This is a genomic window from Maribacter huludaoensis (assembly GCF_029350945.1).
Lineage (GTDB): Bacteria > Bacteroidota > Bacteroidia > Flavobacteriales > Flavobacteriaceae > Maribacter > Maribacter huludaoensis.
In genome coordinates, this window is record NZ_JARKMS010000002.1 from 766,859 (window position 1) to 784,343 (window position 17,485).

Genomic DNA, 17,485 nt, shown 5'->3' on the forward strand with positions numbered 1-17,485 from the left:
TTACTAGGAAAAGAAAATATAAGATTTGATATTTCATTGGTTTCATTACTGTTGATTTCTATTAACTAAATTACTTTAAGGTGTTATGCAATTTCTTATGGTTGTACAATGGTACTTCTGTCTGCATTTTGTGCTTCTGTCAATGTTTTTCCTTCTATGAATAAAACAAAACGGTCTAAAGCATGGAATTTAGAACGACCGGAAACTTCCATAGTGTATAGGCCCGGATTATCGAATTTTACGAAAATATTGTGTGGGTCATTATCACTGGTATTGGAGCGCCATAACCATTCGCCTATACGGTTCATATAAATTTTTAGCCAACCGTTTGAGCTGCTGCCCTCAACAACTGGTGTTTTCTCAACTCCTTTAGGGTATACTATACTACTTTCGCGTTGTCCAAAAAAGTCAGTGGCATCTGGAAAGCGAAGCCAAGAATCATTTCCTTCAGATTGAACATCGCCCTCAGATATTCTTGAACGCCAAACGAACTGATAGGTTCCTGGTGTTGCAATATTCAATTTGTAGACCAAAGTGCCTATGCCTGGCGTATTAAAATTATCCTCTTTAATCCAGCGTAAATAGCCGTTACCTTCAAAATCATCTAATGTATTTCCGCGTTCCCATTGCAAATCTCCCTCAGCTGATTCAAATTCAACGCTAATAATTCCATTATTTTCCGTATAGCTAATGACGTTTGCATTGGTGTTAGGTGTGCTAGGGTCACTCATATCACCTTCTTCTGTATTAACATTATCCTCTGTTATTTGTTCCATAGGTTCATCTGTAATAGCATCTGAACTACAAGAGAAATTTAATGTCAAAAAACCGGATAGCAACATTGTTCTAATAAAGGAGGTCTTTATCATTTCTTGTAGCTTATTTTATAAGTTCCAGAGCCTAATCTAACCTCATTATTACTTATTGGTTCTTGTTGAAAAGTTTGCCAATCCGTACCATTGATCTTTAAACTGTTCTTCTCATTTTCGTTTAATGGTAAAAGTGCGGTGGTATTGAATGGAACAGTTAATTCCATTTTAAAAATAGTATCATCTAAAGACCATTTAGAATCAATATTTCCATAGGGTGTAGGTACAGATACTTCTGCATAGTTTACTTGCTTTGGAAATTTTGGGTCTACAATGAATTCTTTATATCCCGGTTTGGACTTTGATGATTTTATACCTCCTAAAGATTCGTAAAAGTATGCCGCAAAACCACTGTGCATTGGGTGATTCAAGGAATTTGTAGGTCCTTCCATTTTCTCCCATTCAAATTGACGCTCCGGCCATGTTGTAAAGCCGGAATTCATAACATAGGTTTGACTAGGAAATTCTGGTGTTGTTAATATTTCATGGGCTAAGTTTTCTTTACCGTACTTGGTCAAAACAGTATAGATATATCTGTTACCATGAATGCCTGTGGCATGGTGACCGCCCTTTACCTCGGTAATGTTATATGCTAAGCCGTTAACCACTTTATGTATATCGTTTTCTGGTACCATACCAAACTGCAAAGCTTGTACGGTTGCGGTCTGACTTTGATACCATTTATGCTCAGTGTTTGGAATATTTTTAAGATATGCCTTGTTGAACGCATTTTTTAAAGAATCTTTTTCTTCTTTCATCTGTGCTGCAAAAGCTGCATCATCGTTCATTTTAGCAAAAGTTTCCATAATTCCCAATACATCATAAAAATAAGCGTTAGCGGATATAATGGAGTCGGTTTCCATGGCGCTCGGATTTAACCTTCTGTCCCATAACGGCGGACACCAATCGCCCATACCGTCTTGCATAATTCCGTTTTCGCCTTTGAACGAGAGATAGAAGTTAGTTAACTCTTTCATCTCCTCGTAATATTCCTTAACTATGGTTTCATCTCCATAATACCTATAACTGTACCATGGTAAGTACATGGTGGCAACGCCCCAATCAATCTTAGCATAGGTAGATGTGCGCTTACCGGGAGCTATCATAGTAGGTACTTGGAATTTGATGTCCGGATCATTGTGCCCTTTTGTTGGTCGCATTTGGGTACGTATATCTTCCATATACTTTTGGTAGAAATCATACATATCATAATTATAAAGTGCATATTCTGCAAAAGCATGGGAATCTCCTAGCCAACCACATTTTTCTCTATGTGGACAATCTTCTGGTATACCATGTAAATTATCTACAATGGTCCATTTGCTTACCTCATGCATTTTATTATATAGCTCTTCTGATGAGGTGAAACTTCCAGTTTCATTTATATCCGTAGCGACCAAAACAGCTTTTATCATATTTGCATCTGGTTCTTTTGAAACGCCTGTAATTTTTGCATATCTAAAACCATGGTAGCTGAATTTTGGCTCCCAAGATTCAGGTTCACTACTTTTACAGATATATTCATAAATCTGCGGCATACCATTGGCACCACCACCGGTAGCACCTTGGAAAATGTCTGATTTATCTGTTTTAAGAGCTTCGGTGGTAGTAATCTGTATTAATTGTCCGTCTTTTTCCTTAACATTAATTTTGACCCAACCCGCTATATTTTGCCCAAAATCTACAATCCACTCTCCATCTACACTTTTAAAAACTTTTCTAGGTTCTAATTCTTTAAGTTTTTTAATGGCAGGTATTTGCTGTGCACTGACTTTTTTAATTTTTGGGTTGGCTACTTTTGGGTGGTTCCAATCTTTATCGTTATACCCTACCGTGTTCCAACCATTTATTTCGTACCTGGCATCATAGGTGTCTCCACCATAAATGTTGTTGAATACAATTGGTCCTGTAGATTCTTTCCAAGTATCATCGGTATAAAAGTCATCTTCTTGACCATCTGTATAGGTTACCTTTATTAAAAGCCTAACTGCAGGTGGACCATATGATAAGTCTTTTTCAGATTCGGGGTCATTTTTCCAAGAGATGTTTTGACCATAAAATCCGTTTCCTAAAATAATACCTAAGGCGTTGGTACCTGGTTCTAGAATTTCTGTAAGGTCGTAATCTACATAATATGCTTGCTTGTCATAATTAGAGGGTGCAGGGTCCAAGACATGATCTCCAACTTTATTTCCATTCAAGTATAGTTCATAATAACCTAAGCCGCAGATATACGCTTTAGCACTTTTTATCTCTTTTGTTACATCAATTTCGTTTCTAAAATAACTGGCAGCGAAACCTTTTACGGCAGTAGGTTTATCCATTTTACCGGTTTTATAATCTCGGTACTGGTATGGCGATCTTCTTTTGTCTTCGTTTAATGTTATCCACGCAGAAGAACCCCAATCTATTTCGGTTTCAACACCAGTTTCAAATTTTTGTATTTCAGACCAATTGGATTCTTGTTCATTTTCATCCCATATTTTAACCTTCCAGTAATAGGTTTGCATAGGTTTTAAAGGCTCACCAGTATAGGTGATAAAAGTTGATTTAGCCGAAGCTGTTTTGTTAGTGTTCCAAATATCTGCTTTGTCTTTATTTAATAAGTTTTTTTTACTTGCAACTAGAAGGTGGTATGCAGATTGCGATTTGTTAAACCCTTCTGAAGTTACAACCCATGAAAAAACAGGTGTACTTTTTTTTCTGTTTTGTAAATTATTAGCAGTTAGTTTATTAAAAGATAAGCTTAATGTTTCAGTAGTTTGATTACATGAACTCAACAATAAATAAATCAATATGAAGCCAAGTTTTTTTAATAGATAAAATATTTTTGACAATTCCATAATTAATATATGCTAGTTCTTGTTTATTAGATAGTAATTATGGCAATGTACTTTTTTTGTACTGTTAGGGTATCCTGTACTATATGGTTAAATTGTAGGTGAGCTCAATAAATTAATTTTTTACATCTAGATTCCTAGCAAAGTATAAATGTGAATAAAACTATTGGTATTTTGAATCAAAATTGGTCTAAGTGATGTAGAGTTTAAAAAAAGCGTTTTGTTGAGAAATGTTTTGTTTGTTAGTTAAAAATTATGATAATTAATAAATAGGTTGTTGTTTTTTTACGACATCAGTACAGTGCAGGATGCTTTTAAGAAAACATTAAGATAATTTTCGTGAAAACCTCACATTATGAAAAAAATTACTCTTAATTCATTATTAATTTACTGTTTTACGCTTATTACACTTGTAGTTACAGCACAAAACGCACCACCCTCAGATGGGATTTTTAAATTACAAAATGTTGCTACAGGGAAATTCTTAACAGATGCTGGTTCAAGCACATCTCCAGTTACCATATCAGATTCAGGTGACGAACCAAGTACACATTTTACGTTTGTAGAAAGTGGGTCATATTATAATATTGATAGTGAAATTTCAGGAATTTTACGTGCGCCAGGCGCCGGTGGACCGGGAGGTCCTTATGTAGTTGTAAGCACGTTAAAGAATCCGCCAGCAGCGGATTCCGATAAAACGTGGACACTAAAGTATAGTGCAGCTACTGACAGTTATAGATTTGAATCTAGAACCGCTGGTAGATATTTGTATCAAAATGAAGATGGAACCGTAACTCATTCTATAGTCGATGCTACTGATGATCGTAGTAATTGGAAACTTATTCCTGTTGTGGAAATTCCTGTTGTACAAATTCCCGTGGGTACAACTCTTCTGTTTCAAAATGTAGAGACAGAAGAGTACTTATCCACTGCATCAGTGAGCAATCAGCCCGTAACCATGTCTGCTTCAGGAGAATCCGATAATACACATTGGACACTTGTAGAAAGTGGAGACTATTATAATATTGATAGTAAAAGTGAATCTAATGCTACTGGAATACTACGTGCACCAGGTGCTGGTGGTTCAGCAGGTCCTTATGTAGTTTTAGGAACCTTAAAAGCCCCGCCTGCGACCGATAACGATAAAACTTGGACAGTAGAATATAATGGTTCCACTGACACCTATAGATTTGGCTCAAGAACCTCAGGTAGATATTTATATCAAAATGAAGATGGAACGGTAACACATACTACAGTTTCAGACACCGATAATAGAAGCAATTGGAAACTTATACCTTTTGTGGAAACGCCAGAAGGGGCAGCTCCTGATGAAGATACGAATCCTGATTTATCCTGTTCAGGTGAATTTGACAATAACAATACTAGAAATTTTGATATTCCAAACCCTGAAAATGTAGGAACTATAGATGACAGAACGTGTTATTCAGATTACAGTGAAGTTTCTGTCAATGGCAAAACATGGGGCGTATATAATATTACCGATGGATCTAATCATATTGATGCGCCTAATACTTTACAACCCAGAATGGAGCGTTCTTTAAACAGATCTCAAGAAACTGGTGTTGGAAGTTTTGCAAGGTTCAAAGGAATTGTAAGAATACTAGAAGTAGGTGATGCTGGTTCTTTTAACCAAGACGGGAGTTACTTAATACAAGCCAAAGGTAAACATACAGGTGGCGGAGGCTCAGCAGACCCTGCAATCTGTTTGTATTTGGCAAAGCCCGTTTATGGTACGGGTGAAGATGCAGATAAGCAAATAGCCTTTGATATTTATGCAGAACGTATTTTAGAACGAGGAGGATCAGGTAGCGGTAGAGAAGTTGTATTCTTAAAACAAGTAGCTAAGAATGCGGAAATTGATTTTGAATTAGAGATTGGGTTTAGAGCTGATCCAAACGATGCTTCAAAAAAAATACATTATTGCGATGCGGTTATTGGTGGCGAAGCCTTTAAATGGAATATTCCTGACCCAGAAAGAGGACTGCAATCTGGTATTAGATATGGTGCCTATCGTGTAAAAGGTGGACGAGCTCAAATAAGGTGGGCAGAAACTACCTATGAAAAAGCAGAAGTAGTAGATGAAAACCCCACTGGTCCTGAACTGACAACTGATGTTGTGGTATTAAGAAATGTAGAAACGGGAGAATTCTTAACCACTGGAGCAGCAAGTGCTCAACCCGTTACCATGTCAGTTTCAGGTGGAGCGGAAAATACAAAATGGACGTTTGTCAAAAATGGAGCTTTTTACAATATAGATAGTGAAAGCGAAACTGGAGGAACCGGAATTTTAAGAGCACCTGGTGCTGGTGGTCCTGGAGGACCTTATGTAGTTGTAAGTACTACAAAAGCCCCACCAGCAGGTGATACCGATAAAACCTGGATTATATATTATGACGAAACTAAAGATACATATCGATTTGAATCTAGAACGTCTGGCAGATATCTATATCAAAATGAAGATGGAACGGTAACACATAGTAAAGTACCTGCAACAGATAATAGAAGTGTATGGGAAGCTATACCACCAGGAGAACCTTTACTATTAGAATTAGTTTCCACAAATGTTAGCTGCGCCGGAGCAGATGATGGTACGGTCAGTGTTTCGGTTACTGGAGGAATAGCACCATATAATTATTTATGGAGTTCTGGTGAAACAACGGAAACCTTAAACAATCTTGCAGCAGACACCTATTCCGTATCGGTTACTGATGCTTTAAATGCTACCATAACGGCAAGTACAGAAATAACCGCACCTAGTAATATCGTCGTGACGGTATCAGATAATGCAGTATTGTACGCAGGATATGATGGAGCAGAACAATGTGCTACCATTGGAATAACAACCGTTACAGGTGGAGAAGGGCCATATAATTTTGCATGGAGTACGGGGAAAACAACTGAAATGATTGATGTTTGCCCAGATAGTACACAAACCTATACGGTAATTGTAACAGACGCTAATGGCTGCGAAGCAACCGCGGAAATTACGGTTGAAGTAATTGATGTAAGTTGTGGAACAGATAACAACCCAAAGATACTTATTTGCCATAAGGGTAAAACAATTTGCGTTGCACAAACGGCAGTAAAAGCACATTTAGAACATGGGGATACACTGGGAGCATGCACTGGAGATTCAAATAATGCAGAATTGAGTATACGTACTTATCCAAACCCATTTACGACTTCTATAAAAGCCATCATTGATACCAAAAAAAATAGTACGGTTAAATTACTTCTGTTAGACAATAGCGGTAATAGCATTGCTGAAAAAACACAGCGCATTAAGAAAGGTATCGAAACAATTGAGTTATCAATAAATACCTTGCCAATAGGTACCTATTATTTGCAGGTTTATATAAACAATGAACTTTATAGTTCGGAAATTTTTATTAAAAATTAAACTTATTTATTTAAATTATCCTTCAAGAGTTAAAAGAGACTGTCTGAAATAGGCAGTCTTTTTTATTATTCAGTACAACTGATATTTGAAAAATATATTTGTTTTGATGTTTATTAATTGAATCATTTTTTAGGTAGATTTAGATAAAGTGCATACAGATTAATAGGGGGGTATAAATTTATTTGGCAAATACTATATTCAAAAAACAGAATAAATTATTGAAAAAGATATGTGAAATTAATTGCTAAATAACGGTCGCTTCAAAATAATATTAGCGTTTGGTTGTAATTGAAATTTGGTTAAGTATCATCTTATCAGAAATAAAATATTGATATAATTTAGCGGTTACATTCTTAAACCCTTTCTAATTTTATAGGATAGCTGTTATTGGCATTCCATTGACATACGTATAAATTTTCATCATTATCAACACAAACATCATGACAGTGTTTAAATATTTGTTCTTTTTGAACCATTCTTTCTAATTGACCATTTTTATATTGTGGTTTAACACCGCCTGGGTTTGAAACTACCTTGCCGTTTTTATTTAAAATGGTAACAAAACCAGATTTTGGACTTGTTCGTGTTGGGTGTGTATTCATATCACCTTCTTCAAAATCTGTCTCAGAAGACCAACATACACCGGCATAGAGGTTTCTATTGTGAATTACAGGTCTGCATACAAAAGCCCCGGGTAAATCTATTTGCTCAATAAATATACCGTCAAGTGTAAAACGCTTAAAACAATTTGCCGCCCTAGAAGTTATCAATAAAGTGGGAAGTCCTTTTTCTCTATAATCTATACAGACGCCATGTGCTGTTTGAAACTGATTTTGACCAGTACCGCGTCCTTCTCCAATTTTACGTATAAATTCACCATCTTTAGTAAATTGTAATATATAGTTAGAACCGTAACCATCAGCTATATAAATATCGCCATTAGGGGCAATGGCACTTTCTGTGGGTTTAAAATTGTCATTGACATTATACGCACCATATTTTGATGGATGGCCTATAATCATTAATTCTCTGCCGTCTGTAGTGGTTTTGATTAGGCTTTCTCCTTTAGAATCACATATGAACAAAAAGTCTTCTGAGCCATCGTTCCATAAAGATAGACCATGACCACCATTATAGCGAATACCCCAAGCATCTAAAAGTTTACCGGATTTGTCATATATTAAAACATTGTTATGGGTATCATCACCAACCATGATGAGTCTACCTTGAGAATCCATAACCATTTCATGACAGTTTTTTACAGGCGTACGGATTTTGTCTAAATTCCCCCAATCTTTATGAACTCGGTATTTGAAATCACCGTGGCCAATAATGGTTTCGTATAATTTTGGTTTTGATTTTATAATATTAAAATGAGGGGTACAAACTAATCCTAAGCCTGCTTTTGCAGATCTGTTCAAGAAATACCTTCTATTGATTTCTATTTTTGACATGATGATTATACGTTCTTGGTAATCTGTTCTTTTGTATTTGGCGTTTTGCCGAATAAATCTAAAATAGGTTCTCCCTTACCGTCTGGTGTGGTATAAAAGGGTCTACTTTCTATTTCATAATGTGTTTGTGAATCTATGCCCAAAGCATGATATATAGATTGATGTACCTGATCGATCACTACAGGTTTTTCAATAGAAGCGCATGGTCTTTCATCTGCAGTTTTGCCATACACTAGTCCTTTTTTGACGCCACCGCCCCACATTAAGATAGAACTACCATCTGTAAAATGACGATGCATTCCGTAATGCTTTTCATGTTCAATAACATCTGGTTGATTTACTTGGTTTTTAACAAGTTCTCCTGGTCTACCTTCCATAATGGCATCACGACTAAATTCACTGGCGAGAATTACAAGTGTTCTATCTAAATGACCCGTTTCGTCTAAATCCTTTATTAGTTGTGCTATTGGTCTATCTATTAGTGCCTTCATTTTTTTAAGTCGTGTGTGTCCATTTTCGTGGGTGTCCCAACCTAAGAAAGGTTCATATTCTGTTGATACACTAATGAATCTTCCGCCATTCATGGCTAATCGTTTTGCTAAAAGGCAACCCAATCCAAAACGACCTGTGTTGTAGGTATCATAAACCTCTTTTGGCTCTTCCGATAAATCAAATATTTTAGCTTCGGGTGAGTTTAGCAGGCGATAAGATTGCTCCATAGACCGCATTAAGGATTCTCGCTGATAATCGCTGCCCTGTTCCATTATTTTACTTTTATCGGTCAACTCCTTATAAAGTTTGTAACGTGCCTCGAACCTTTTAAGAGACATACCTTTAGGAGGTCTAACACTATCAAGACCACTTGAAGGGTCCGGTATTAAAAAAGGACCATATTCCGCACCTAAAAAACCTGCGGAATGAAAAGCCTTCAACTCTTCTGATTCTCCCATTGTAAAACGTTGTCCCATAGCTATGAAAGGTGGTACTACGGGATTGGAAGGACCTAATTCTTTAGCTATCCATGCGCCTATGTGTGGTGCTTGTACCGATTGTGGCGGCTCATAGCACGTATGCCAATGATATTGGTGGCGAGTGTGTAAAATATGACCTAAATCTGCTGATTTATATGATCGTATAATGGCACCTTTGTCCATAACATTACCAATTGATTGTAGACCTTCTGAAAAATCCAATCCGTCTACAACGGTAGGTGCTTTAGGAAAAGTACTCAACACCCTTTTACTTTCCACCCCTTTTTCATATGGTACATAAGCCTTAGGGTCAAAGGTTTCTGTATGGGCCATGCCACCTGCCATCCAAAGTAATATAACGGTATCTGCACTAGATGCTATTTTCTGTACTTCTGGAGAACATGAACTTAAAAAACTGGTCACGGGAATAGTTGTAGCTGCTGCCGATAAACTTGCGGCGCTCATTTTTTTTATAAAATCTCTTCGTGAGTTTTGTGAATCCATTTTCATGATTTTAATTGATAAATTGAAATTCTGGTGACATTAAAACAGCCCAAAAGGTATCTTGTAATTGTTCTGTTTTAGGCGTATTCGTTAACGCACTTAGCATAAGTGATTTTTCTTCATTAGTTGGTGGCCTATTAAATGCTCTTTTATAAACGTTGTCAATGATTATTGCACTATCGTTGCCATGGTTTTCTAGCCATGATTGTGCTCCTTCTTCTAAAATTGTATTGAAGAATTCTCCATTTGTAAGCTCTAAAGCTTGCAATAACGTAGCTTGGTCTTCTCTTGATGTAGTTACTATTTCTCTACTTGGCCTACCTAAAGCTTTCATAAAAGGATGCTGTTTTACTAAACTTGCACGGGTAAATTTCTCATTATGTGGTTTAAACGTAAAATCAAGTAATTGTCCCCAGTTTTTAAAATTGCCGGTACTATAATTCCTAACGTTCATCCATGAGCTATCATCGTAATCTATGGCAACCCAATTTCCTTTTGGTAGCTCACGTGAACTTAACCAGGTTTCGTCAGATTTTATGAGTACACTTTTGCCAGACTCATAATCTAATTTTAAAGCGAACAATATACCGGCAGGGTTTGCTATGATACCACCGTTTTCCCCTATAATGGCTATCGTATTTTTACCCGTTATCAAGAATTCGGTTATGTCTATTTTATCTACTGCTTTCCAATTTTTATTTTGAAATATTTTTTCTCCATTAATATACAGTTCATAAGAATTATCGACCGAAATTAGTATCGTTCCTTTTTTCAAAGTCTGTTGGGTTACGTTAAACGATTTTCTGAAGTACCTTTTTCCAGGTTCAGGTAGAACCACCCTTTCCAACTCCTCTTCCAAATGCCAAATTCTTATTGCCTTTATATCATCACCGTTGGGATTAAATGCCGCTTGTGGGTACATTGGTGCAATAATTTGACTTACGGCATCTGAAAATTGTTCTGCACTAAGCCTGCGTGTTACTGGACCTTTAAACACATATTCTGTCTTTAAATCTTCTTCTTTCTTATAATTGACAATTGGTAATTGGTATACCTTAGATGTCATTATACGTTTTATTAAGTGTTTTAAATCTGCACCTGAATCAATAAAGTCCGCTGATAGCCAATCAAGCACATTGGCATCCCATGGTGCATTATCCATTTCGTCCAAAGGTTCTACGATACCACGCCCCATTAATCGATGCCAAAATCTATTGGTTAGAGTACGGTAGAGCCTTCCATTGTCTCTTTGTACCATTACCTCTGCTAGCTTCAGTAATCTATCTTTTACTGTCTTACCTTCAACACTTCCTAATTCAGGATATAGGAAATTGGCTTTTGCCATTTTACCAATAGGTTTGTCACAACGGTTAAGCTCTAGTATAGAGTCAGAAAAAATTGTTGCAAAACCGTAAGCCTGGTCTAGGGTCAAATTACTTACAAAGCTATTATGGCAAGAGGCGCATTTAACATTTACACCCATAAGAGATTGTCCAATATTTTGAGCTGCCTGCATTTCTGTTCTTTGACTTGCATTGACTACACCTCTCCATTTTACACCGTTAATAAAGCCTTCTGATCCTTTTATGGGGTTCACCAATTCTGTGACGATCTGGTTATAAGAGTTATTGTCCATCAACGATTTGTACAACCAATCCGTAATGGGTTGTTTTCCACCAACACTATAATAATCATTGCGTAAAAGATCGTTCCAAAAACTTAGCCAATGCTGTGTGTAATTTTGATTATCGTTAAGTAAAGAATCTATTAGTTCTTCTCTTTTGTTATTATTGTTGTTCGTTACAAAAGAGTCAACTACTTTAGGTTCGGGTAGTAGACCAATAGCATCCATATATACTCTTCTAATAAAAGTTCTATCGTCTATAATCTCTTCCCATTCAATATTGTTATTATCAAAATAAACATCAATTAGTTTGTCTATGGGGTGTGTAATATCTTGTTGGTTTGGTAAATTGGGTTTTGTCAAAGACAATTCAGCTTCAGGAAATACTTTAAGGGCTTGATTAGACCAATGTGCACCTTCATCGATCCAAAGTCTAACAAGTTCTATTTCATCTGTAGTAAGTAGTTTGCCTTTGGTTGGCATAACATCTTTATGACCGGCCGGAAGAATAATTCGTTTATAGATTTCACTTTCTTTTGCATTACCGGGCACAACTGCCAAACCAGTTTCACCACCTTTAAAGACACCGGCTTTATTTTCAAGAACTAATTCACCTTTCTTTTTGTTCTCTCCATGACACTGGTAACACTTATGGGCAAAAATACCCCTTACCTCAAGATTTAATTTATTTTTTTGTAAGATAGAAAGTGAATCGGCAGATTTTAAGTCCTGTAATAATGCAACTGTATTTTCGTTGTCATATTTTGTATTATTACTTGGTAATACAGCTGTTAAATAATCTTCTCCATGTGTAAGGTTTGCGCCCAAATGACCTGCTACGCTAAGTAAAACAATTGTTATGGTAAAGATGGATCTATAAAGGGTTAGTTTTTTTGATTTACGTAAACTGTAATTTAAAATTAATGCCGTTGCTAGAGCGAGTACAGCGGTAGCTATACCAGTATATTGATGGTTATCTACTAAATTACCGGCATAATCTTCTTGTGTTTTTAATAACCATCCTACTATGGCAGAGAGTATAGCAAAAAAAGCACCAATATATACCATGAACTTAATACCTTCTCTAAGAGAATTTCTTTTGCCTTTAAGGGTAAGTAGTTCTAAAACAAAAGAAACAACTAATAATCCTATAGGAAAGTGTACCAGCAAAGGGTGCAGCCTGCCTAAAAGTTGAAGTATCCAATTTGAGGTTTCCATATGATAAGTCTTTGTCTTGGTTTGTTGAAAACTAAACTTATCAATATTTTTTTATGACAGTATCCTGTAGTATCTGTATTGGTTTGTTGTAATTAATGTTAAATAGTTATTTTATTGGGTGTTTTATTGAAATTGCCTCAAATTTCATATTCATTTTTTTCTTTTGGTAAGTAGTATTATGAAAGAGATATAACATGTAGAATTTATACTAATTAATCAAACCACTCCTTCTCATAAATTGCACGCATTCTAACCAAGTCTTGTTTAAAGTTGGGGTCATTGGTAAAGTGAGTAGTCTCAAATGGGTCTAGTTCTAAATTTAATAATTGTTCTTCAATGCCATCTGCATCATAGCGAATGTATTTTAACCCATTAGTATCAATAACCATTTTACCTATTTCACTTTCAACACCCAAGGTTTCTCGCCATTTAACATTTTTACCTTCAAACAGTGGCCTTAGGCTTTTACCTCTTACGTCTGAAATACCAGTAATATTTGCATAATCACAAACGGTAGGTAGTATATCTAAACCGTTTGAAATCAAATTTTGATCATTAATTTGACCTTTTGGAATATGGTTTTTCCACATTGCCAATAAGGGAATATTAGCTGATTCTTCATAAAGGGTAGATTTATGCTCCATACGGTGACTTGCACTCATTTCGCCATGGTCGCTTGAAAATATTATTAAGGTATTTTCTTCTTGTCCGCTTGCTTTTATGGCATTTAATAATAATTGAACTTCTTTATCTAATACTTCGGTTAGCCTATGATATGCATACCTATGGTGTTTCCAATCATTTTCTGTAAAATTCTCTCTGGCATTTTTTCTAAAGGGTCTGTCATAAATTAATTTTTTGATGGCCCTTGGCTCATCCTTTTGAGGTTCAAAGTTGGGGGGTAAAGGCGGACAGTAATCTGTGTAAAATTCAGTTTCACTGATGCCCTCCGGTATTTTCATGGCATTATTCAAGGTAGCAATTTCAACTTTTGCACGTTTAAGTAATAAGGCATCATTTGCACTTGTTGCCTTTTCTCTTAAGGCCATGTAGCATATATCATGTGGGTTTATTAATGATACCACCATAAAATAAGGTTTTTTATGCTCCTCATTAATAATCTCTACCGCTTTATTTACCAATTCGCCCCGTTCATTGTCAGAGAATTTGTTAAAACCTAGTGTATTAGGTGTTAAAGATTCGGGTAAATGCTCCTTGCCTCCAAAATACAATTCATAGTTCGCCTTTTTAAGAAAAGATGCAATGGTCGTATTTTTTACTTCTGACGATACCTCAGGTATTTTCATAGAAGCTCTGTTCTCCCTAACTTCATTTCCCTGATTATCTTTAAAATAACTTGGGAATCTACCTGTCATTAAGCTTACCCTTGCCGGAGAGCAAACCGGGTTGGTCGTATATGCTTTTGTAAACCTAATACCGTTATTGGCTATATAATCTATAGCTGGCGTATTTAAATATGTGTTGCCGGCGCAACTCATCATGTTTGCACTCATTTGATCAACATAAATGTAAATTATGTTGGGTTGCCCATTTTCAACCGACTTGTTTTTATCTTGGCAGGAGGCAATTAGTGAAATAAAAATGGTAAAGAATACTGTTTTTATTTTTTTCGGATATTTAATTAAGATCATTATGAAATTTTATTTGTTTAAAAAATCTTTGCCCCAATTTTGTCTTAATTCTTTAGAAAGTGAATTAACTTTTTGATGATATTCAGGTTTCTCCGCCAAATTATCAAGTTCTAAAGAATCTGTTGAATGGTCAAATAACATTCTTGTATAGGCAGTACCATCATCTTTGATCCATTCAGTATAAAATAGATCGCCTTTGATATATGTAATGGCATCTTTGAATTTACTTACTGCCCAATCTTTACTAGATTTTTCACCTTTTAAAAGAGGGACAAAACTTTTGCCTTGTACGGTTTTTGGAACATTTTCAATATCAACAAGTTCTGCAATACTTGGGTAAATATCTATATATTCTGTTATGGCATCTGTTGTTTGTCCACTGGTTTTTCCTGGAACTTTTAGTAGTAAGGGTGTTCTTAAAGCCGTTTCAAATGTGACATGTTTACACCATAATTTATGATCTCCTAAATTCCAACCATGATCTCCCCAAAGAACAACTATTGTATCATCTTCTAAATCTAAGCGTTTTAACTCGTCTAATACCAAACCAATTTGCGCATCAACATAACTTACGCAAGCATAATAACCATGTATGAGTTCTTTTGCTAAATCATCAGGGATTTCCCCACTTTTAGGAATGTTGCCATAGTTGCGCAATTCTCCAAAATTATGAAAGGCTTCTCTAGGTGTAGTTTCTGGTTGTACATAACTTTGAGGTAATTTTATTTCGTTTCTATTATAAAGGTCCCAATATTTTTTTGGTGCAGTAAACGGTAGGTGTGGCTTCATAAAACCTAGAGCCAAGAAAAAAGGTTTTTTCTCGTTTTTCAGCAATTTTAGGTCGGCAATACCTTTTTGGGCAATTTTACCATCAAAATAAGCGGTGTCATTAACTTCTGCCATTTCAAATGCGGTAGCTCCTGCAACGGCTAGATTGGCATTACCATTTTCTTCAATATTTTTTTTAAGTTGATAATTACGAATATTACCGTCAGGAAACCAAATGGCATCCCAAGCTAAACTATCATCATCTATTTGATGATAAATTTTACCGTTTGATCGTGTTGTATAACCATTTTGTTTAAGAAACTTAGGTAATGAAGTAGCAAAGGGTACGTCCACATCTGCTCTAGTGCTATAATCAATGAAACGATTTCTTGTAGGTCTCATACCAGTAAGTATGCTTGCTCTTGATGCACCGCATACCGGTATATTACAATATGCTCGGTTAAAGACTAAACTTTCACTGGCCAATTTGTTCAAGTTTGGTGAAATTATGTGTTTGGCACCATAAAAATTTAATTCTGGGCGCAGATCATCAACTGCAATGAACAATATGTTTTTCGGTTTTTTATCTTCGGTTACAATAGGTTTATTATTTTCATTTTTACATGAAAATAATAAGGTCGCCAAAAATAATATGATATATAAAAATCTATTCATGTTACATCTTTTATGTCTACCAATGTTCAATTATGGTATAGTCCTCTTTTTGCAATGTGTTTTTTAGTGAATCGGCAATTTGTCGTGTTGGCGTATTTTGATCCAACTTAAATCCTTTATTTCCACTAGGAGTTATAATGGGCATATTACCGGCAATTTTATTAAGAATATCGCCTTGAGAATTCATCCAACTGAACATTTTTTTTGAAAGGGTGTCTTTTACTGATTTTAATTCTTCAACATTTGCCAAGTTGTGCTGTTCAAATGGGTCGTTCTCAATATCATATAACTCTTCAAATGGTTCATTTTTAAATTTATTTGCCCCTCTTTTTATAAAGTAATCTACATATGTTTTTCCCGTGAGATTATTCTCTACTACTTCTAGAGAATTAAAGTTTCTAATGTATTTGTATTTCTTGTTACGAATCATTCTTGACGGGAAAATTTCTGAATTCAGTATATTTTGGTTGGTTCTAACACCGTATACATATTCGTTTATTTCAACATCCTTACCCTGAAGTATTGGTAGAAAACTTTTGCCATCCATATCTGGCATAGCTTTTCCGCCTGCAATATCCAAAAAGGCGGGGAGTACATCTGTGTAATGAACAAGTTGGTCAGAGACTGTGCCAGCCTTTATTACCTTTGGCCAACGCATTACTAAGGGTACTTTAAGACCAATATCCTTAACAGTGAATTTGCCAGAAACACCATGATCTGCACTATAAATAAAAAGTGTATTGTTACTTAAGTACGTGTCAACTAAATTTAAAACACGTTCTAGTTGCGTATTATCTTCTTTTATACTTCTATAGTAACCTGCTTTAGACTTTACATATTCTGGGTCTGTCTTTTTATCCTCATTAAATGGATAGAATTTAATATCCTCTGCTTTAGGGTTATCAACTTCAAAATATTTTCCGTGCGGATATTTTGAGGTTATGAACATACAAAATGGTTTAGTCTTATTTTTTAAATAATTTTCTATGCTATCTAACGGAATGTAATCTCTTGGTACGTTTTCCTTAGGTACTGGTTCCCATTCTCTATCCCATTGATAAACATTAGAGGGTTTTACATGACTTTTTCCGGCCAATACTACTTCATACCCCAATTTTTTCATGTGGTCGGTAACACTTTCAATGGTTGGTCTCGTAGCAGTATGATTGGCAAAACAACCATTCTTTAATGGATATTTTCCTGTAAAGAGTTGAGATCTACTTGGTGCACAAATTGCTTGACCGGTAAACGCATTTGTGAACAATAAACCTTCTTGAGCTAAACGGTCTACGGCAGTTGTATGTACTTTTTCATTACCATAGCAACCATAATCATATACATCTTGGTCATCTGCCAAATAGAAAATGATATTGGGCTGAGCTGGGTTATCTAATGTTACTTTATTTATTTTATACTCCTTACATGAGGTGATAATTACGAATGCCAAAAGAATTGTTATGACTTTTGATTTTTTCATTTTACGACGCTT

Annotated in this window: 9 protein-coding genes; 1 reads left to right on the top strand and 8 read right to left on the bottom strand. The window is 35.6% G+C overall.

Annotation, left to right across the window (positions count from 1 at the left end; translation table 11 throughout):
- Positions 1-95 precede the first annotated feature (95 nt).
- Positions 96-869, bottom strand: coding sequence for a hypothetical protein (locus PXC01_RS08440; RefSeq protein WP_276471843.1), 774 nt, complete (start codon positions 867-869; stop codon positions 96-98).
- Positions 866-3,712, bottom strand: coding sequence for an alpha-L-rhamnosidase (locus tag PXC01_RS08445; protein WP_276471844.1), 2,847 nt, complete (start codon positions 3,710-3,712; stop codon positions 866-868). Before PXC01_RS08445 ends, PXC01_RS08440 begins: the two co-directional genes overlap by 4 nt.
- A 352-nt stretch (positions 3,713-4,064) precedes the next feature.
- Here PXC01_RS08445 and PXC01_RS08450 point away from each other — a divergent pair, with 352 nt between their 5' ends.
- Positions 4,065-7,130 carry an RICIN domain-containing protein gene (locus PXC01_RS08450; protein ID WP_276471845.1) on the top strand — a complete coding sequence of 1,022 codons (3,066 nt, stop codon included), beginning with the start codon at positions 4,065-4,067 and terminating at the stop codon, positions 7,128-7,130.
- A 353-nt stretch (positions 7,131-7,483) separates the two neighbouring features.
- On the opposite strand, the gene PXC01_RS08455 is transcribed toward PXC01_RS08450, so the two are convergent.
- From PXC01_RS08455 to PXC01_RS08480, 6 genes are all read right to left on the bottom strand, one after another.
- On the bottom strand, positions 7,484-8,584 hold the full coding sequence (locus PXC01_RS08455) for a 6-bladed beta-propeller (protein ID WP_276471846.1): 1,101 nt from the start codon (positions 8,582-8,584) through the stop codon (positions 7,484-7,486).
- A 5-nt stretch (positions 8,585-8,589) separates the two neighbouring features.
- Positions 8,590-10,059: a DUF1501 domain-containing protein gene (locus PXC01_RS08460; protein WP_276471847.1), complete on the bottom strand. Its 1,470-nt coding sequence runs from the start codon at positions 10,057-10,059 to the stop codon at positions 8,590-8,592.
- A gap of 10 nt (positions 10,060-10,069) precedes the next feature.
- Positions 10,070-12,901: a DUF1549 domain-containing protein gene (locus tag PXC01_RS08465; RefSeq protein WP_276471848.1), complete on the bottom strand. Its 2,832-nt coding sequence runs from the start codon at positions 12,899-12,901 to the stop codon at positions 10,070-10,072.
- Between the two features lie 212 nt (positions 12,902-13,113).
- On the bottom strand, positions 13,114-14,553 hold the full coding sequence (locus PXC01_RS08470) for a sulfatase family protein (RefSeq protein ID WP_276471849.1): 1,440 nt from the start codon (positions 14,551-14,553) through the stop codon (positions 13,114-13,116).
- Positions 14,554-14,562: 9 nt separating this feature from the next.
- Positions 14,563-15,996, bottom strand: a complete 1,434-nt coding sequence (locus PXC01_RS08475) for a sulfatase (RefSeq protein WP_276471850.1) — start codon at positions 15,994-15,996, stop codon at positions 14,563-14,565.
- A 16-nt stretch (positions 15,997-16,012) separates the two neighbouring features.
- The gene (locus PXC01_RS08480; protein WP_276471851.1) at positions 16,013-17,473 is read right to left on the bottom strand and encodes a sulfatase family protein; all 1,461 of its coding nucleotides are present in this window, start codon (positions 17,471-17,473) and stop codon (positions 16,013-16,015) included.
- Positions 17,474-17,485: the final 12 nt, after the last annotated feature.